Below are 18958 nucleotides of genomic sequence, written 5' to 3'. Positions count from 1 at the left end.
TCGTAGTTTGCTTTGCTCTCCAAAGGCAAAATTGACTGATAGGGCTATGGAGTAGAAAGACCGGCGTTAGGAAAGAACAGGAAACGCGTCCCGGGTGCCCGATATGCCGAGATCGAGCTATAACCCCTACCGGCACCCATCATACCTTCTGGCCTTGGATGCGGATTGGGTATAGCCGGCATGGCCCGGCGCATCTTTCCCCGAAGGTTCGGTCAATGCCATCACAAACAGGCAAGCGCGTCCTGCTGCTTCACAATGCGAGAGCGCGGCAAGGCGAAAGCGCGCTCGAACCGGTGTGTGGCCGGCTAGAAGCCGGCGGCCTTACCGTCACCGTCGAACCCTTCGAGAATCTCCCCGAGATTGCGAGCGACATCACGCGCCTTCATCGAACCGCGGACGCTGTTGTGGTTTGCGGCGGCGACGGGTCGATCTCATCGGCCGCGCCGGCGATCATCGATAGCGGGCTGCCGCTCGGCATTATCCCCGCGGGTACGGCCAACGATCTGGCCCGGACGCTCTCGATCCCGCTCGACTTCGCCGCCGCCGCAGACGTTATCGTCGCCGGCCATAAGAGACAGATCGACGTCGGCACCGTGAACGGCCATGCCTTCTTCAACGTCGCGAGCATCGGGTTGAGCAGCGAATTGGCGCAAAGGCTTGATCCCGGCATCAAGAAGCGCTTCGGGCGGCTCGGCTATGCCGTTGCCGCGCTCCGCATCCTGGCGGGCGCCCGGCGTTTTCGCGCGAGGATCGTCGAAAAGGGAAGCGGGACGATAGTCAAAACCTACCAGATCGCGATCGGGAACGGCCGCCTATACGGCGGCGGCAATGTCGTTGAGAAAACGGCCGCTATCGATGACGGCACGCTCGACCTCTATAGCCTGGAGATGCGAAATCTCTGGAAGCTGGCCGTCATGGTCCGCGCCTTTCGGACCGGCACCCACGGCGCGTGGAAGGAGGTTCGCACCGCAAGGTGTGTGGAGTTCGACATTGAAACGCGGCTCCCAATGCCGATCAACACCGACGGCGAGATCGTGACCGCGACACCCGCCCATTTCCGCGTGCTTCCTGCCGCCGTGACCGTATTTACTCCGTCCGACGCCGAGGCCGCTAAGTACCCGGTGCGTCTGTACCACAGCTGAGAAATCTTTGGCCGGTTGCGGACTGGCAGGTTTCGGGAAGGTGAATGGCTGCTGCCGTTTCCGCTCGCACCATCGAGGACCAGGCGCCGCTGACAAGGCCAACATCCAATGGCACAGATCGGCTCGTCAGACGATGCCGTTCAACACGCACCGTGGCAGCTTAGGGAGGGGCCCTGCGAGACGGAGCCCTCTTGGCGATGCGAAGGTAGACCGTGGTTCGATAGTCGCCAATTGGGGTTCGCCTAGGTCCTGAGACTGATGATGATGCAGAAAATTCTCTCAAGCACAGATCACGGTTCGGGGCAGCCGAACCGCAATCCCGAACCATCAACAATCGGTCATAGTTTGTAACTGGCGTAATCGCTTGTGCACCCGGCAATCCCCGCTTATGGTAACCGAGTTCACTAGGGGAAACGGCATGTCCAACAAAGAAACTGCAGACATTGTTCACAACACGAACGAAGTCTTGGCGAGTGCGAAGGAAGCGTGGATCAAGCCGGAAATCGCCGATTTTCAGCCGGTGACGGTTGCCCGCGGGATCAGCTACCGCATCGGCGACGGCATCAGCAACCTGAGCTGAGCCGCACCAAAGCCCTAGACAGGGGCTTGTGTTTTGACCGATCCCGCCTGCTCGCGGGCCGTTCGTGATCGACCGGCGGCCGTATGCTCTTATGAATTCGGCGGCCTGCACTTGTCGTCGTCATTCCCCCTGCCTTTTCTGGTAGCGCTGCCGGCCACCATCGCTCGCGCCATCGCCGACATCCATATCGAACTGTCGTTCGACGATCTGCCCGACGGGCGCCTGATCCATCAGTCGGCCGGCCGCTATGGTCTGGCGCTCCATTCCTTCGGGTCGGACTGGATTTTTCGCCATCGGGCGACCGGCGTCCGTGTCGATGCGACGGGGCGGCGGCTGGTCTGTCATTGTCCGCAACCATCGGATCTGTCGCTGCTTGCTGAAATCCTGGTGCGCCGCATCCTCCCCAAACTTTGCTATTTGCACGGCCGCCTGCCCATTCACGCGGCGACCCTAGGCGACGACGCCGGTGCCTTGCTGTTGCTTGGAGCCTCCAGCTCGGGCAAGTCGACGACGACCGCGGCCCTCGCGCGCAATCTCGGCTGGCGGATTTTCAGCGACGACATGTCGATCCTCGACGATGGCGACTGCCCGCTGGCGCTTGGCGGCGTGCCCGGCGTGTCGCTGTGGCAGGATGCAGTCGACGGGCTGGATATTTCCGCCGCGCATCTGTCGCCGATGGCGGGATATGAAGGAAAATATGCCTATCGTCCTGCGGCGGGTCCGTCGGCTCCGCTGCCGCTGAACGCCATCATTCTTCTGTCGGCGGCAACCGACGACAGCGCGATCCGACTGGAACCGCTGGCGGGGCCCGAGGTGCTGGTGATGATCTGCTCGCAGATCGTCCCGTTCAATCCGCGCGACCCCGTCGAAAACGCCGACCTGATGCGCCGCTTCAATCGGGTCGCGGCGGACGTGCCCGTCTTTGCCCTGTCCTACCCCCGCACCTATGCCATGCTGCCCGCCGTCGTCGACACGGTCGCGCCGCTGATCGATCGGCGGGCGGCGTGACCCAATATGACCTTTCGCTGGCCGCGGCCGACTATGCGCCATGGGCCGGTGCGCCGCGCAAAAGCCTGATCATCGCCAGCCATCCGCGATCGGGCAGCACGCTGCTCGGCGAAGCCATCGCCTTTGCCGGCGGGCTGGGATGCCCGCTCGAATATCTGCATCGCGGATTTCGTCCCACCCTCGCCGAACGGTGGCAGACGCCCGATCTCGATCGCTACGTCGCCGCGATGCACCGCCACCGCACCGACGCCAATGGCACCTTGTCGATCAAAATGTTCTGGCAGGATATCGCCGAACTCGTTCTGGAAACGCAGCCGGATCACGACCCGGCGCGACTGGAACGCCCCGCCGACGCGGTCCCGGCGGAGGATTATCGCGCGATGGCGGCGATGCTGACGGCCATCCTGCCCAATCCGCACTATGTCTATCTCTATCGCCGCGACGGCCTGCGTCAGGCGGTGTCGTCGCTGGTCGCCACGCAGACCGGGATATGGCGCGTGATCGACGGATCGCAGAGCAGGCCCGCCTCGGGGCAGGCCGCCTATGATTATGATCGCATCATGGCCCTGCTCGCCTTCGGCGCGTTCAGCCATGGCCATTGGCGCGGCTTCTTCGCCGCCAATGGCATCGCGCCGCGAATGATCGCCTATGAGGATATGGTCGCCGATCCCGAAGGCGTCATCGGTGCGCTGCTGGTCGATCTGGGGGCGACGAACCCCGTGCCCCTGCCACAGCGGATGCGGCGCCAGTCGAACGGCACCAGCGACGCCCTGATGCTGCAATTCCTCGAGGACCATGCCGCCCGGACGGCATGACGCGCCGCCGGTCAGTTGACCGTCAACAGCCCCTTCGCCTGCATCGCGCTCACGAATTCGACCACGTCCGCCTGCCCGTCGGCGGCATCCATTTCGAACCGGTCGCCCAGATGGCGGCACAGGGTCGCCAAGTCCTTGGGTGTATCGAGCAGGTCCCAGATGCGCGACGCGCTATGATTCAGCCGAAAGAAATGGCCGCTCTCGATGCTCATGATGACGACCTCGCCATCGACTTCCGACGACACCATCGTATCGACACGCGCCACCACGCTGGTTTCTGTCATCATCGGGATCGTCCTTCATTCGCCGCGTTCATTTTCGAACGCATATTCAAGCCACATGTCGGTCGCAACCATGTTCCAGACCGCCGCATAGGCCGACACGGGCGGCGCGCCGCCGCCCGCCCCGCGCCAGACGAGATGTTCGGCCTGGATTTGCTCGAGAACAGCCGCATCGACCCATCCGTTGCGGACCCCATGCATATCGCGAAAGGGGCGCTTTTCCAGTCTTTCCGTCACCGCGTCGATGATCGGGGCCGAAATATTGGCCTTGTCGGTCCGCTGCCGGATCCTTTCGGGCAGGGCGTCGCGCATCGCTTCGCGCAGCAGATATTTCTTGCTGTCGCCGCGCCGCAACATGTCGCCCGCCGCGCCCATCAGGAAACGCGTCAGCCGCAGATCGTGAAAGGGATGGCGAAACTCGATGCCCCGGCTCGCGGCATAGCTGAATACATTGTCCATGTTGATGTGCCGCCGCGCCAGCGAATAGACGCGATAGCGCTGGGTCTGCGAGAAGGAGCCGAGCGCCGGCGGGCGCGGCGCGTCGGCCCAGCGATCCGCAAGGTCGATCCGGCGGGCCCAGTCGGGCGAAAGCCATGGCGGCGTGTCTTGGGAAAAATCGAGATGCGGGCGCAACAGCCGTTCGCGCCGCGATCGTGACAGCAACGGTCCTACCGCACCGGCCAATATCGCCCGCGTCGCGCGCACTGGCCGGCCCCATCCCGCGCCGGCGGCCCCGGCTTCGCTTGCCAGGCCGCCCCATCTTCCGCGCCGGAACAGGTCGGGCCAGTGCGCGCGCGATCCGGCCAGCCAGTCGTCGCCGCCCTCGCCGGTCAGGGCGACGCGCAGGCCGCGATCGTTCATATGGCGGCACACCGACTCGACCGTCCCCGCCGTGTTGGGGCGCAGCGGCAGGTGCAGCGTCTGCGCGCACCATGTCGCTGCCTTCATCGCATCGAACGGTGCCCCTTCGACCATGGTCGATCGAATCCCGCATTGCGCCTCGACCTCGGCGATCCATTCGCCTTCGTCACAGATTTCGCCGGGGTAGCGCGCCGATACCGCCTCGACCATCGCCCCGATATGCCCGTCGCGGACGAGTTGGTCGATGCGGCAGACGACCGCCGATGAATCGAGGCCACCCGACAATTGCGCCGCGACCGGTCGCTCCGACCGCGTCGTCGCGATCAGCGCCTGGTCGAACAGCGTGCGAAACTGTTCGACATGTTCCGATTCGGACAAGTCCATATGGTCCGCGAACGGCCCCGCGTTCCAGCACCAGCTCCGCACCCTGCCATCGTCGATGCAAAGCGCATGTCCCGGCGGCAGGCGGTATATGCCGTCCCACAAAGTCTCCGTATCGGTCACGAAACGCGCCGCCAGATGCTCGCCGATCGCGCCTTCGTTCAGGCGCTTCGGCAAGCCGAGCCCGCGGATCAGCGTCGACGGCTCGCTCGCAAAGGCGAAAAAATCGTCCTGCCGAGTCCACAAAAAGGGGCGCATCCCGACCGGCGAACGCGCCGCAAACAGGCGGCGCGTGCCTGGTTGCCAGATCGCCAGCGCATAGTCGCCGACCAGCCGTTGCGGCAGCTCGTCGCCGAAACGGCCATGCGCGGCCACTACGATGACGCAATCGGGTGCCGCCGCACCGGGATCGGCGGGACCCAGCGCCTCGCGCAACGCGTCGCGATTGTCGAGGCGCCCGTCGAACAGGATCACCGCGCCCGACGCGCGATCGGCGTGCGGCTGCGCTTCGGTCGTCGCCTCGGGGGTGGTGTGCAGCGCAAAGCGGACGAAACCCGCAGGGCCGTCGTGCCAGCGGCCGACGCCGTCGATCCCGAGGTGCGGGGTGGCGGCGGCCAGGCGGTCCAGCATGTCCGCCGTGACCGGCCGCCCGCTCGCAAAGACCAGCCCGGCGATACCGCTCATGCGCGAACGACGATCAGGCCGCTTGCCGTCGCGCTGTCCAGAAAATCGGCGACATCGGCCGCGAGGACGCCCTCCGGCGCTTCATAGGATGACGCCAGCGCCGCAACGATCTGCGTGCGGTTCGCGCCGTCAGCGATCATCCGCCACATTTCCGACGCCTGTTTGTTGAGCGAGTGATAGCTGCCCCGGTCCTGGTCGAACAACAGGATCGGGCCGCCATTGTCGGTCCACACCATTGCCTTGCTCGGGGCGAAACGCCGCTCATCTCCGTCCACGTCATGCATCCCCGGTCTGGCATTCGACCGACATCTTGTCGGAATTGACCTGACGATAACAGTGCGCGACAAGTCCGCCAATCCTGTCCGCTCGATCCCCGGCATCTTCTTGGAGCGAAACCCTATCGCGCGGACCACCGAACATCGTGCCGATATCGACGGCCTGCGCGGGATCGCGATATCGGCGGTGGTCGCCTGCCACATCAACCTGCCCTTCTCCGCCGGGGGATTTGTCGGCGTCGACATTTTCTTCGTCATCTCGGGCTTTCTGATCACGCGGCTGCTCGCGGACGAATATGATGCGCACGGACGGATCGGCCTCGCCGATTTCTACGCGCGGCGCGTCCGACGCCTGCTGCCCGCGCTGCTGCTGGTGGTCGCCGCGACGCTGGTGGCCGGCTTCCTCTGGCTGCTGCCCGACGAACAGGTCGCGCTCGCCCGATCGGCGATCATGGCGCTGCTCTTTGCCGCCAATATCCATTTCTGGACCGTCGGGACCGGCTATTTCGAGCCCGCCAGCACACTGCTCCCGCTCCAGCATCTCTGGACGCTCGGCGTGGAAGAACAATTCTACCTGCTCTGGCCGCTGGCGTTTGCCGGCACCGCGGCGCTGGCACGACGGCGAAACCGGCCTGTCCTTCCCGCGCTGCGCCTTCTCCTCATCGCCGCCGTCGCGGCCTCGCTGGCCCTCGCGATCGTGCAGGGTCCTTCGCGCGCGGCCTTCTTCCTGCTGCCCGCCCGCGCCTGGGAGCTCGGCGCCGGTTGCCTGCTCGCCATGGCCCCGCCGCTATCGGCCGCGCGCGCGCGCTGGCTCGCCCCGCTCGGGGTCACGGCGATCCTCCTCGCCATCCTCGTCTATGACGCCCACACCCCCTTTCCCTCCTTCCGTGCCGCCCTGCCTGTCGTCGGCAGTGTCGCGCTGATCGCCGCCGGCGGCGCCGACCCGCGCGGGGCCGTGCCGCGATTGCTGTCGCAGCGCTGGATCGCCGGTCTCGGCAAGGTCTCCTACGGCTGGTATCTGTGGCACTGGCCGCTGCTGGCCTTCGTCCGCATCCAATGGGGCGGCGGCATCCATGTCGTTCGCGACACCGGCCTCGTCCTGCTCGCCCTGCTGCTCGCCATCATCATGTACCACCGGGTCGAAATGCCGATCCGCGAGCGGCGCGTGGCGGGGTTTGGCGACACCACCCGCTCGCTCGCAAGCGGCGGTGCGCTGCTCGTCGCGGGCCTTGCGCTCGCTGCGGCGCTGTGGGTCTGGGCCGCCCGGCCGAGCCCGGCGGGATCGCTGATGGCGCAATATCGGGCGGCGCGCAGCGGCGCGGTGCGCGACTTTCCCTTTTGCAACGATCCCGCGCCCTGCGCGTCGGGCGCTCCGGCGGGCGGGCCGGCGCTGTTGCTATGGGGCGATTCGCATGCCGCCCAGCTCGGCCACGCGCTCGACCTCGCGGGCAGGCAGGCGAGCATCCACATCCTGACGCGGACCGAACCGGGCTGCGCGCCGGGCGGTTCGCCCCTTGGTGTCCGCCGGGGCGATCCGCGCTGGATGGCATGCGCCGCATTCGAACATCGGGTCCGCGCCGAACTGGCCGGTCTACGGGGCCATCGCAATCTGCGCACCCTGCTGTTCGCGGGCGGCTGGGACGCCCGGCAGGCTGGATGGGAACGGCAGCTCGCCGCCGACGTCGACGCCGCGCGACGCCTGGGCCTGCGCGTGATCATCGCGCGCGACGTGCCCCTGCACAGCCGCGACGTCCTGCGCTGCACGGTCCGCCGAGGCGCCGACAGCTGCGCCGAGCCGCGCGCCGCGATCGAGCGTCGTGCCGCCGCGGTCGATCGCGCCCTCGACGAAATCGCGACCCAGCGCCCCGATGTGCGCCTCTGGTCGCCGCTCGACCGCCTGTGTCCGCACGACCGCTGCCCCGCCGCCATCGACGGGCGGCTGCTTTATCGCAATCAGGGGCATCTGACCCTCGACGGGTCGGCCTATCTGGCGCCGGCGCTGCAGCCCGTCATCGGCTGAGCCAGCCCCCGAACACCCGGCGCGGTCCGCCGCCGGTCAGCGGGGTGACGCGGTGGTGCAGCCGCGGACCGATGCGAAACAGCGTCATCGTCCCGGCGGGTTGGGCATCCTGCCGGAACAGCGTGCGATCCGAACCCTTTTCGCGAATCTCGAAACTGCCGCCCTCACAGGGCGCATCGCTCAGGTGAACCGTCACCGCCAGCCGGCGCAATCCGCCGTCGTTCAGATCGTCGTGCCAGTCGAGCCCCTGCTGCGTCCCGGGCGCCATTTCGCCGATCAGGCCGGTAACATGATGCAGCGTTTCGCAGCCGGCGATCGCCTGCGCCCAAAGGAGGAAGCTTGGCCGCTCGAGCAGGAAGCGCAGCAGCCGCCCCGCCTTGTCGCCCCCCTCATATGTCCGCTCCCCCACGCGCGCTATGGTTTCGGGCAGGAAGTCGGCGGCCCGGCACAGTTGCAGCAGCGTGTCGAGCAGCCCGTCGTCCCACGCCGGCCGGAACGACACCGCGCCATCGCGCAGCAGCGCCACGCGCATATCGGCGATCGTCGCGTCGCTCTCGTCGACCTCGGTTCGCGCGATGCCGATCCGGAGCGGGCATACCAGGCTGGGTTCCACCATGACCGACTCTTCTTCCTGACAACCGTCCCGGCGTAAAGCCGCAACTTTTGCTGGTGGCGATGCCGCGTCCCGATATATTGCGCCGATGAACAAAGATGATCGATTGCACGGGTTTGAAGCCCTCGTCCGCCAGGCCGACGGCAACGCCCCCGCGCTCGCCGCCCTTTCCCTGTTGTTCAGCAGCGACGGCTGGAAATCGCGCGCGGGCGAAATCGCGGCGCAGGTGCTGGCTTTGCCCGACAGCGATGTGGCGGCGCGCACGATCGCGCGCCACGTCATCACGACCGACGTGCCGCAATGGCATTTCGTCATCGTCGCCGATCTGGCGCGCAACCTTGCCTATGACCAGGCGCTGCAACGCGCGGTGACGCCGGGCAGCCGGGTGCTCGAAATCGGGACGGGCAGCGGATTGCTCGCGATGATGGCGGCCCGCGCCGGGGCGGCGCATGTCTATACCTGTGAAATGGAACCGGCGGTGGCGATGACTGCGCGCGAAATTGTCGCGCGCAACGGATTTGCCCACCGAATCACCGTGATCGACAAACATTCGAAGGATGTCGATGTCGGCGAGCTGGACGGCCCGGTCGATATCCTCGTCTCCGAAATCGTCAGCAATGAAATGCTCGGCGAAGGGGTGCTCCCTGCGATGGAAGATGCCATCGCGCGCCTCGTCAAGCCGGGCGGGATCATCATTCCGGCACAGGGCACGATCCGCGTCGCGCTCGCGCATCTCGCCGATTTCCCCAGGACGATCGGTACGGTGTCGGGCTTCAACCTGTCGGCCTTCGACGACCTGCGCGAACCCAATTTCCGTATCCCCACCAATCGTCGCGGCCTGACGCTGGCAAGCGATGCCGTCGACCTGTTCGCATTCGATTTCACCTCGACCGCCCCATGGAGCGGCGACCGCGCGCAGGCGACGCTGCGCGCGACAGGACAACCGGCCAACGGCCTGGTCCAGTGGATCACGCTCGATATGGACGGCGTCACCGCTTATGAAAACCGGCCGTCGACCGAAGCGCCCCCCTCGGCCTGGGCGGCGGTGTTCCACGCCTTCGAAACCATGCTCGACCCACAGGACGGGCAGGACATTCCCGTCCTCGGCCAGCACGACATGGCGAATGTCAGGCTGTGGATCGATCCGCCGGTGCCAGCGGAAACCGCGCCAGCTCGGTAAATTCGTCGATCCCGTTGCAACCGACAACGTCGACATCCCCGGCGCGCACCCACACATGCGCGACCATGCCTTCGTCGGCGCGGTTGGCCACGCCATAATGGAGGGTGGTCGGCACATGCCGACGCGTCAGCAACCATTGCGCGGCGAAGCCCTGCTCGAAACATTGCGCGCGCCAAGGAACGCGCCGGGCCGCCGCCCAGATCGCCCAGCGGATCGCCGCGATCAGTTCCTCTTGCCGCGCCGGGGCCGCATGGGGCGCGTCCGGATGCCGCGTCCGCGCGGCGATGGCGCGAAAGGGAAAAAAGCGGCGCAGCAAGGCGACAAGGGCGAGCATCAGCGTCGCCGTGACCAGCAATTTCTGCCTTTCAAACGGCAAGCGCGCGAAGCCGGTCACCGGTGCGACCGTGGCGCAGCGTCCGCTGATCGCACTGCGACAGGGACCCAAGGGGATAAGTAGCCCCTCATGGCAGCGTCCGACGGGAGCAGGGGCAGCTCATGGCCCGGTTTTAATACTGAACTCGGTCGGCACAAGAGTTTGATCGCTACGAAGCAGCCCATGGCCCAATTTGCCTTCAGGAACCGAGGAAACACCGTTCGGGTCAATTCGGATCATAGGGTTCTAGCGAGGCTCGGTCCTCACGGCGCATCGCACAGCTTTTTGCGATTCCTTGGCGCCAATTCTCGCATTTTCGATCATGTTCTTGTTTTGATGCCGCATTTCAGCGGCATCGGAGATGGCCCGCCATGCGTCCGGGCTTCCGGCTTTTAGCATCCGAACGCCACCTTCCCATATTGACGGTTCCGCGATGATCCGCTCGGCATTGGCTGCGACGATATTGCGATGCTTCAAACACGTATTGGAAGGTGCACCGAGGTTTCGAAGCTCGCACGGATGGTAGTGCCCATCGAGATGTCGCACAGGATCTGTGCCGCTTCAGGGAGCCGCGACCCAAAAAGTTGCTCAACGGCGCCCGAACCCCAAAAAGGCGACTGCGCATCGTGGCCGTACGGGGCCGGAACAGGGGAAGGAAAGCGATGTTCGACGAGGAGGGCAATCGTGACGACGTCATTCCTCATCCGAGATGCGTTGGCTCGCGCGCAGCGGGATCGATATCTGCTTTCAAAGATAGACCGAGACGATCTCAATGCCTAGCCATCGCGATCCTTCAACAAAGGTTGAGAAGTTTCAGCGGCGTCGGCGCCTGAACGGCAGCTTTCAGGCCTCAATTGGCTACGATCCGAACGACCGACATCAGGCGCATAGAAGACCATGTAGCCGAGACATCAATCTCTCAAATGGTCGGCTAGGACGCAATGCTGGAACAATCTGGAAGTACCAGGTTCTCCTAGCCCAATACGATACTCGCCGTCCCTCCCTCGCCTTTTGGCTCTATCGCAACCGCGCGGCGGGTGAGCATATCGGCGATCTCCTGCGCAAAATAATCTCTCATATCTTCCGGAAGATCGCCCTGCGAAATTTCCATCGTAACCTTGGGCAGAGAATCTGCTTCGGTTGCGCGTCGAAGGATCCGCTCGGCATCAACGGCAAGGATCAAAGACACCGCAGCCACCATGTCGGGAAGGCTGGCAAGATCGACATATTTACGGCTTCGGTGAAGCGCCAGATCACTGAAACTGGCCCGCAACACCCAACCCTCTGCACGCTGCTCGATGGTTCGATGCAAAGTTGTGCAGACGCCCCAAAATTCCGTGGCGTCCACAATCGCTACCGCCGCTCGACCATCGAGATCCTTCTTCTTCACTGATTTCGGCGTCCAGGGAAAGTCGCCAAGTTGATGGCCGCGCGAGCCGTGAGCGGCGCCATCCTCCACATGATGCTCCAGCACATCAGGGCCCATCCGCCACCGAAGGCCCAACCGGCGAGGACGTCGCTCGGCCAATGAACGCCGAGATACAGGCGCGAGATGCCGATCGACACGACGAGCAATCCCGCGGCTCCCGCGACATAGATGCGGCTCGACCGGCTCGGCGCCAATCCGGCGACGAGAATGGCGATGGACAAATAGACGATGGCGGAATTCGCTGCGTGGCCGCTCGGGAAGCTCGCACTGCCATAAGAGGCCCAATGCTCGACGACCGTCGGCCGTGCCCTTCCAAACCACACCTTCAGCAAGCTCATCACAAGCGCTCCCGATACGCATTGGGCGACGAGGAACAATGCGAATTGTCCCCGCTTGAGCGTCATAAGCAAGCCCGCGGAAAAAACGACGACCAGCGTCAAGGTGGTGACGTCGCCCAATGCGGTCAGATCGAGCATGGCCGCGCGCATGCCGCTGCTCTCGCCGAATATGGCCCGCACCCAATGCAGCCCGGGGGTATCATAGGCATTGAGTTCACCCTCGGCGATTTCCGACGCCAGCTTGAAGATACCGAGCGCGACGAGCGCCGCGAGCGCCATCGCCGCCGTAAGGAGAATATCCGGCCGACGCGCCAGCAATCGCTCCGAGTTCAGCAGTTTCAGGATCTTCTTCAATTTCGTATCTCTCGCGGCATGGGTCGTTCAAACATCGGCCTGTCCTTTGACACGGGGTGCGCACGTCAGAAGCCGGCTCGAATGCCCAATCGGATCGTGAGCGGTCGCAGCGGCGTGATCTGCTTGCCGTCGGCGACAGTAAAAGGGTTGCCGTAGGAGAAGGTGTTACCGCTGGCGTTGAGCAGGTTCGTGGCGTCGAGCGAGATGGCCCAGCCTTGCGATGCGACGAGCGATGCGGACAGGTCGACCTGGGTCGTTTCGCCATGCTCAAGGATGAGCGGTGCCGTCGTGCCCAGGCTCGACGCGCCGATCAGGCGGACCGTACCGTCGAGCTTGAACGTCAGGCTGGAGGACAATGGCATCTCCCAAGCCGCCGTAAAACGCGCGCCGGTCCGCGCAATATTCGGCAGCGGCCGTTCGTCGGCTTCTTCGAGTCCTTCGGCGGGGTTAGTCAGCGCGCTGCGATTGACGAACAGCGCTCCGTCGAAGAACAGGTGATCGCTAGCGCGCCAGCGCGCATTGATCTCAGCGCCATAAATCCTCCCGCGTCCGATATTTTCGGTGAAGGGCAGTCCGTCGGATCCGATGAGGTCTGCCTGAATGTCGGTCCAGATCGAATAGAAGGTTGTGACGCCCCCAGAAAAGCGGGGGCTGGCGGTATCGCTTTCGCTGCCAAGCCTGATCCCGAGTTCGGCGGTGTGGATTGAATCCGAATCGAAGCGCTGCGCGGCATTGGTTTGGCCAGCGGTGATGGCGATCCCCCCACTCCGGAATCCGCTCTGATAGCGAAGGAAGGTCAGAAGATCCGAATTGGGTTTCCAGGACAGCGCTGCGGTTGGCAGGAAACGGACCTGCCGCCGCTTCGGTTCGAAATCCTCGCCCGATCCGCCCATCAGTTCGCCGATCGTCTCGGCAAAGACGACACGTGCGCCGAGCGTTCCCGACAGGCGCGAGGCAATGCGCTGTGTCGCCTCACCGAAGACCGCTATTTCGGTCTTCTGGTTGCGCAGCCGAGCAAGCGTTGCGGGCGCGTCGAGCGGGCCGAGGCGGCGATCGATGCGATCGATGTTGCGGACGAGACCGAAACCCGCGACCCAGCTGTTACCAGACGGTCCGCGGTGCGAGAGGCGCGTCTCGTGGGTCAGCAGGCGAATGGCCTCATGGCCCTCGAAGATCTGGATCTCGGAATTGCCGCCATAGCCTGTCGCATCGAAGACTTCCGACAGATCATGGTCGACGATGCCCGTCGACGAGATGAGTTTGAGGTCGCCCCAGTCCTTCGCCACTTCGACTCCCGCCGCCTTGAAGTCATTGTCGTGCGGCTGGGCGATGTTGGCGGCATGCGTGCGACGCGGCTGATCGGTTTCGGCATATTGGCCGTCGCGCGTGTCGATATTCTGGAGCAACGCATTGACGTCGATGGTCCAGTTGTCGCCCGGCTCGATCCGCAGGTTCGCGCGTGCGCCGTCGAGACGCGTCCGGTTGGTGTTCTCGGTTCCAAGGGTGCTGTTGTCAATATAGCCCCCTTCGACCTGCTTGTAGCCGACAACGCGGAGCGCCACTCGATCGGTCAGGATCGGGATATTGACCATCCCTCCAAGATCATAGCCCGGTGCAGCACCGCGCGTTGCGGATCGACCTGCGGTCGCCGAAGCGTGAAAGGCGCCCGCGTCGGCCATTTTCGGAACGATCCGGATAATCCCGCCGAGCGCCCCGGCGCCATAGAGCGTCCCCTGCGGCCCCTCGATCACTTCGATGCGGTCGATGTCATAGAGGCGTAGATCAGGCTCGGGCGCATTATAGGTGAGCCGAAGGTCGCCGAGATAGATGCCGACGGTCGACTGGGTCGGTCCGGAGAAGCTGCTGTCGGCGATCCCGCGCACGAACAATTTGTTGCGGCCCGGCCCCAGATTGGTCGAGGTCAAGGTCGGGATGCGCGCGACGAACGCGGCGGTGCCTTGGCTCTCTCCGAGACCGGCGCTCCCTATCGATTCGATATGCGCGGTGCCTGGATAGCTGTCGAGCGGCTGGCCTTGCTTCGTCGCGGTGACGACGATTTCGACGGGAGGCGGTATCGGCGCTTCGATACGCGGCGCGACTGGCGTCGGCCTTGGCGTCGGGACGGGCTTCGGCCGTGCGCGGGGTTTCGGCACCGGAACGATGCGAACCGTCTCGGCATCGACGATCTGATAGGTGAAGCCGGTACCCCGGAGCATCGTCGTGAGCGCCTGTGCGATCGTCATGCGGCCGCGAACCGGCTTGCTGCGCGCGCCCGCCAGACGCTGGTCGATGCCGCCGATCGAAATTTGTGTCTCGTTCCCGAGTGCAATGAGCGCATTGTCGAGGCGCTGGGCAGGAATATTGAAGTTGCGGCTTTCCGCTGCCGCCGCCGGGCTAGCGGCAACGATGGCGATGGCCGCAACGGGGAGGATATGGTTCCAGGTCACCGGACTAGCGCGTCAATTGCCATCCTTTGGCACTATGGCGCGCATGGACGCCAAGCAAGGACTCCAGTTGCCGGAAGAGCTTCGCTTCGTCGCGATCGACGCGGATGACGCCTGAAAAGCGCCGGCTTGCGAGGTCCGGCGAGACCGTTACCGGCGTGCCAAGCGAACGCGTGAGATCGAGCGCGATCGTGGCGAGCGACGCATCATGATAGCTCAGCCTCCCCTGCCGCCATCCGCCGACCGAGGCCGGGTCGATGGCCGTCACGACCGCCCTGGACTTGCCGCGCTGGACGCGGAGCTGCTTGCCTGCCGTTACCGTGACCGCCGCGGCGCCCGGATCATATTGGACGATGCCTTCCGACACGCCGACCTCGAGGCCGCTTGCCGACTGGCGCACGTTGAAGATCGTGCCGAGGTCGCGGAGCGTTCCGTCTCCCGTCTCGACGACGAACGGCCGCGCGCTGTCATGCTTGATCGTGAAGATCGCCTCGCCGCTGTCGAGGCGCGCGAAGCGTTCGGCCTTGCGATCGAGGTGAATGGTGGTTCCGCCGTTGAGGCCGATCGTCGATCCGTCGCCAAGGGCGATTTCGCGCGTTTCGCCCGGTTGGGTCGTGATCGCCTCCATCCCCGGCGACCGCAGCAGCATCGGCGACAGGAAGAGCGCAAGGATAAGACTGGCTGCGATCGAGAGAAATGCGGTGCGGCGATACCAGGGACGGGCACCGGGCTCATTATCATTGGTCGCGAGCGGTGCATCATTCTCGGACGCCCTGGTCTCGGCCAGTTCGTCCGAAAGACGGTCATCGGCGAGAGCGACGGCATCATAAGCATCGACGTGCGCCGAATCGGCTTCCATCCATGCCGTGAACTCGGCCCACAGAACACCGTCGGCTGCCGGGCCCTGCAACCGCACATGCCATGCGATGGCCTCGTCCATGATGCTACCGGTCCCCATCATCAATTCCTTCGGCCACCTGACGTTGCGGCGCGTCGATATCCACATCCAGCTGTTGCTTGAGCTCCAGAACCGCGCGGTATCCCCGTTGCAAATGCTTCTCGACCGCGCTTACGCTGATCCCCATTTGGGCGGCGATCTGCTTTTGCGGCATGCCGTCGATCCGCACCGCCCGGAAGGCGAAGGCGGTACGCTCTGGCAAGGCGTCGAGCACCGCATCGACCCGCCTGAGCTGGTCGCGCGCCACGAGCATGCGTTCGGCCGATGGCTGGGCATCGCGCGGCGCGGCCATGCTGCCGTCGATATGCCCCTTCGTCCATTCCTGCTCGCGCGCGGTACGACGCTGCGCCGAACGGCGCCGGTCGAGGACCAGATTTTCGGCGGTTCGATAGAGATAGGCCAGCGGCTCGGCGATCAGGTTCGCGTCGATATCGGCGAGCTTCAACCACAGTTCCTGCAGGATGTCCTCGCCGTCGCCATCGCCGCGGAGACGAACACGCAGATAGCGCGACAAAGCCAGCCGATTGGCCATGAAAATCGCTTCGAGCCCGCCGACTTTGGTCATCAAACGCTGCGCTCTTCCGTCTTCGCCCTTGCGGCAAGGCATAGTGTCTGCCTCATATGGCCCGAATATGAAAGGCGTGAGGCGGCGCGAAGCGGCCAGGGCGAGCGGCGCGCTCATTGCGGACGATCCGTCACCCGCCACAGAGCGAAGCCGAGCAGGCCGGCGGCGACCACCGCCTGCAGCAAGGCGTGATAGCCGGCGCCCACGAGTCCGGCGAAGCGGGTAAACAGAGGCAGCAGCGGCATGAGGCCAAGCCCGGCGATCATATTGGCCGTCACCGACAGGCCGGGCCGCCCGATAGCGATCAACGCTGCACTTGTCGGTGGTCCCGTCATAGCGACCACGCGGGCAAGCGTCAGCCAGAGCATGACCGAGGCGGCGCCGGCGAAGGCTTGCCCGCCGATCAGCACCGCTATCTCGCGCGAGAAGAAAGCCAGGATGACGAGAAGGGGCAGCGCCGTGGCGAGTGCGATGCCGAGACAGCGACCAAGCGCTTGCCGGATGGCCCGCCCGGCTCCGCCACCGGCGGCGAGCCGCGCCAGTTCGGCATAGGCGGCTTGCCCCAGCATTTGCGCCGGCTGCGAAATGACGATCGTCGCGCGGTGGGCGATCGAATAAAGGCCCGCCGCCGCCGGACCGAGCATCGCCCCGACAATGAGCGGCGTCAGCCGGCCGGTGAGATCGCCGAGCATGATATCGGCGTTGGCGGTGAGCATGAAGCGGCCGAGGCCCTCATGCTCGCGCCGCGCGTCCGCGACAGCGCCCAGCAACGGCTCATCGAGCATATGCCGTCGGGCGAGATAGGCGGCAGCGATCCACAGCGACGCCCCCTCGACGAGCGCGGCTAGCAGCCAGGCGACGAGAAAGGCGGTAAGCCCCAGATCGAAGAATATGATGATCAGGGTGCCGAGCAGCCGCATCACCGGGGTGACCAGATTGTGAAGCGCGAGGAGGTCGAAGCGCCGCAATATCTGGAGATAGCCGCCCGGCGTCGCGCGCACTGTCGCGAGAACGGCAAAGCAATAGGGGACCGCGAGCGCCTGCGCGTCCGCCGACCATCCGAGCAGCGGACCGACGAGCGGCACCGCAAGCGCTGCGACAACGACGGCAGCGACGCCCGCCGCCAGCTCGATAGCGCCGGCAAAGCGAAGCAGACGGATGAGCTTCGCATGATCGGTCTCGGCGGGCTGGACCCCGTAGCGAACGATCGCGTGCCAGCCCGGAAAGGCGATCAGGCCGCCGACCAGCATCGCGAAATAATTGACGAGCACCAGCACGCCATATTGTTCGGGGCCAAGGATACGCGCGGCGGCGACGACATAGACGAGACTGATCAGGCCGGCGGCGGCCTTGCCGCCAAGCAGGAGCCCGAGATTTTCGTAGATGCGGCGAACCGGCCCCGACGGCGCCTTTGCGGCCTCAGTGAGCAAGGCGGCCATCGGCGGACCTGCCGTCGGGTAAATCGCCGCGAGCAAGGCAAGCGATCGCGCGAGCGGCGCGCGCCGACGATGGCTCGGCGGTGAGGTCGAATGTATGATCGAAGAGCCGGCGCTGCACCGATCGATAGCGGCCCGGATGATCCGCCACGGCCTCCTCCAGACCGCGATCAAGATCGCCGGCTTCCGCGATCACCGGCCCTGACTGCCAGTGCGCAAAATTGGGATCCCGGTCGGGATCGATGCCTTGGCTGTTGAGGAAAAGGCAGGGCCGCGGCGATTTCAGAAACTCATAAATCTGGCTGCTCACGTCGCCGAGGTAAATGTCCGCGCCATTGGTGTAGCTCATGTCGGTAAGCGCCGCGCTGCCGAGATCGATATGGATATTCGGCGCCGACGCGTAGCGGGCGTGCAGCTTTCCGGGCAGCCCGAAACGGAGCTTGTCGATCGTCACCGCCATCCGCCTTTCGAACATCATGATGTGCGGTGCGAAGATCAGATTGTAGCGGTCGGACCCGAGAAAATAGTCGAGCACCGCCCGGCCTTGTGTGTACCAGGATGAGAGATGGGGGGAGACGTGGGGATTGTAGAGCACGATCGGCCGATTGCTGCCACGAAACTTGATCGGTCGCCCCTGCCCCGCCGTGATATCGAACTTGGGATAGCCGGTGATCGTCAGGCGATCCGGACACACCCCCGCTTCCCGGGTCAGCCGGTCGCGGATCTTCGGACCCGCCGCCAATATATGGTCGAACAGCGCCGCGGACTTGCCGAAACCGATGGCCCGGTCACCGGCGCCATGATCGGTCAGCACCATGCGGAGCGATGAGAGGCCATAGCGCGTCTTGAGGATGAGCGACGTCCGCTCGGTCACGACAAGCAAATCGAGCGAGCGGAAGAAATCGAGATTATCGCGGTAGACCAGCAATTTGGCGGCCGGGAGAATCGATCCGAGCACCGCGTTGAGGCCCCGCGACGCGGGCGAGCGCAACCCGAGCGCAATAAGGCGGATGCCAACCGGCACGGCACCACCCATCAACCGGATCGCCTCGTGCGCCAGCAGGTCGTTGGTGGTTGCGACGATGATCTCGGCGCCTGTGTCCGCACGCGCGAGCGCCATCGCAACCGGCAAGCTGTGCGCCATCTGGTGAATCTGGTCGTGGTTGAAGAGAAAGCCGATCCGCATGGGGGAACGACGCCGCGGCGGCGCGATATCCGCAG

18 protein-coding genes are annotated in these 18958 nt (G+C 64.9%); 6 read left to right on the top strand and 12 right to left on the bottom strand.

What is annotated here, in order from left to right:
• Window positions 1-215 precede the first annotated feature (215 nt).
• From ASD67_RS10060 to ASD67_RS10050, 4 genes are all read left to right on the top strand, one after another.
• On the top strand, window positions 216-1142 hold the full coding sequence (locus ASD67_RS10060) for a lipid kinase (protein WP_082544943.1): 927 nt from the start codon (window positions 216-218) through the stop codon (window positions 1140-1142).
• Window positions 1143-1560: 418 nt separating this feature from the next.
• A complete protein-coding gene (locus ASD67_RS23020) occupies window positions 1561-1722 on the top strand; it encodes a hypothetical protein (RefSeq protein ID WP_156377640.1) in 162 nt (53 codons plus the stop codon).
• 111 nt (window positions 1723-1833) lie between these two features.
• Window positions 1834-2730: a hypothetical protein gene (locus tag ASD67_RS23330; RefSeq protein WP_162248563.1), complete on the top strand. Its 897-nt coding sequence runs from the start codon at window positions 1834-1836 to the stop codon at window positions 2728-2730.
• Window positions 2727-3545 carry a Stf0 family sulfotransferase gene (locus ASD67_RS10050; RefSeq protein ID WP_056346463.1) on the top strand — a complete coding sequence of 273 codons (819 nt, stop codon included), beginning with the start codon at window positions 2727-2729 and terminating at the stop codon, window positions 3543-3545. The genes ASD67_RS23330 and ASD67_RS10050 overlap by 4 nt, the downstream gene beginning before the upstream one ends.
• 11 nt (window positions 3546-3556) lie before the next feature.
• Here the strand turns inward: ASD67_RS10050 and ASD67_RS10045 are convergent, their stop codons facing one another.
• From ASD67_RS10045 to ASD67_RS23325, 3 genes are read right to left on the bottom strand one after another with little or no spacing between them, the layout of a single operon-like run.
• Window positions 3557-3832, bottom strand: coding sequence for a PqqD family protein (locus ASD67_RS10045; RefSeq protein WP_056346462.1), 276 nt, complete (start codon window positions 3830-3832; stop codon window positions 3557-3559).
• Window positions 3833-3844: 12 nt separating this feature from the next.
• The gene (locus tag ASD67_RS10040) at window positions 3845-5752 is read right to left on the bottom strand and encodes an asparagine synthetase B family protein (protein ID WP_056346460.1); all 1908 of its coding nucleotides are present in this window, start codon (window positions 5750-5752) and stop codon (window positions 3845-3847) included.
• A complete protein-coding gene (locus ASD67_RS23325; RefSeq protein ID WP_162248562.1) occupies window positions 5749-6027 on the bottom strand; it encodes a PqqD family protein in 279 nt (92 codons plus the stop codon). Before ASD67_RS23325 ends, ASD67_RS10040 begins: the two co-directional genes overlap by 4 nt.
• Window positions 6028-6088: 61 nt before the next feature.
• Between ASD67_RS23325 and ASD67_RS10030 the strand changes: the two genes are divergently transcribed.
• Entirely contained in the window at window positions 6089-8047 is a 1959-nt protein-coding gene (locus tag ASD67_RS10030; protein WP_056346455.1) for an acyltransferase family protein, read from the top strand.
• Here ASD67_RS10030 and ASD67_RS10025 read toward each other — a convergent pair.
• Window positions 8037-8663 (bottom strand): 2OG-Fe(II) oxygenase, encoded by a 627-nt coding sequence (locus ASD67_RS10025; protein WP_056346453.1) that lies wholly within the window; start codon window positions 8661-8663, stop codon window positions 8037-8039. The two genes, ASD67_RS10030 and ASD67_RS10025, sit on opposite strands and share 11 nt — an antisense overlap.
• An 85-nt stretch (window positions 8664-8748) precedes the next feature.
• On the opposite strand from ASD67_RS10025, the gene ASD67_RS10020 reads away from it, so the two are divergent.
• A complete protein-coding gene (locus ASD67_RS10020) occupies window positions 8749-9840 on the top strand; it encodes a 50S ribosomal protein L11 methyltransferase (protein ID WP_082544940.1) in 1092 nt (363 codons plus the stop codon).
• Here ASD67_RS10020 and ASD67_RS10015 read toward each other — a convergent pair.
• From ASD67_RS10015 to ASD67_RS09980, 8 genes are all read right to left on the bottom strand, one after another.
• Window positions 9788-10174 (bottom strand): lasso peptide biosynthesis B2 protein, encoded by a 387-nt coding sequence (locus tag ASD67_RS10015; protein WP_156377639.1) that lies wholly within the window; start codon window positions 10172-10174, stop codon window positions 9788-9790. The two genes, ASD67_RS10020 and ASD67_RS10015, sit on opposite strands and share 53 nt — an antisense overlap.
• Before the next feature lie 1012 nt (window positions 10175-11186).
• A complete protein-coding gene (locus tag ASD67_RS10010) occupies window positions 11187-11603 on the bottom strand; it encodes a hypothetical protein (protein WP_056346447.1) in 417 nt (138 codons plus the stop codon).
• Window positions 11600-12334, bottom strand: a complete 735-nt coding sequence (locus tag ASD67_RS10005) for a phosphatase PAP2 family protein (protein ID WP_235535624.1) — start codon at window positions 12332-12334, stop codon at window positions 11600-11602. Before ASD67_RS10005 ends, ASD67_RS10010 begins: the two co-directional genes overlap by 4 nt.
• Before the next feature lie 65 nt (window positions 12335-12399).
• Window positions 12400-14781 (bottom strand): TonB-dependent receptor domain-containing protein, encoded by a 2382-nt coding sequence (locus ASD67_RS10000; RefSeq protein WP_056346446.1) that lies wholly within the window; start codon window positions 14779-14781, stop codon window positions 12400-12402.
• 4 nt (window positions 14782-14785) lie between these two features.
• Window positions 14786-15736 (bottom strand): FecR family protein, encoded by a 951-nt coding sequence (locus ASD67_RS09995; RefSeq protein WP_056346444.1) that lies wholly within the window; start codon window positions 15734-15736, stop codon window positions 14786-14788.
• Window positions 15723-16301 (bottom strand): RNA polymerase sigma factor, encoded by a 579-nt coding sequence (locus tag ASD67_RS09990; RefSeq protein ID WP_082545002.1) that lies wholly within the window; start codon window positions 16299-16301, stop codon window positions 15723-15725. The genes ASD67_RS09995 and ASD67_RS09990 overlap by 14 nt, the downstream gene beginning before the upstream one ends.
• A 113-nt stretch (window positions 16302-16414) precedes the next feature.
• Window positions 16415-17740: a lipopolysaccharide biosynthesis protein gene (locus ASD67_RS09985; protein WP_056346442.1), complete on the bottom strand. Its 1326-nt coding sequence runs from the start codon at window positions 17738-17740 to the stop codon at window positions 16415-16417.
• Window positions 17721-18923 carry a hypothetical protein gene (locus ASD67_RS09980; protein ID WP_056346441.1) on the bottom strand — a complete coding sequence of 401 codons (1203 nt, stop codon included), beginning with the start codon at window positions 18921-18923 and terminating at the stop codon, window positions 17721-17723. Before ASD67_RS09980 ends, ASD67_RS09985 begins: the two co-directional genes overlap by 20 nt.
• Window positions 18924-18958 lie beyond the last annotated feature (35 nt).

This window comes from Sphingopyxis sp. Root1497, assembly GCF_001427085.1.
Lineage (GTDB): Bacteria > Pseudomonadota > Alphaproteobacteria > Sphingomonadales > Sphingomonadaceae > Sphingopyxis.
This window is presented reverse-complemented; position numbering and strand designations above follow the sequence as displayed.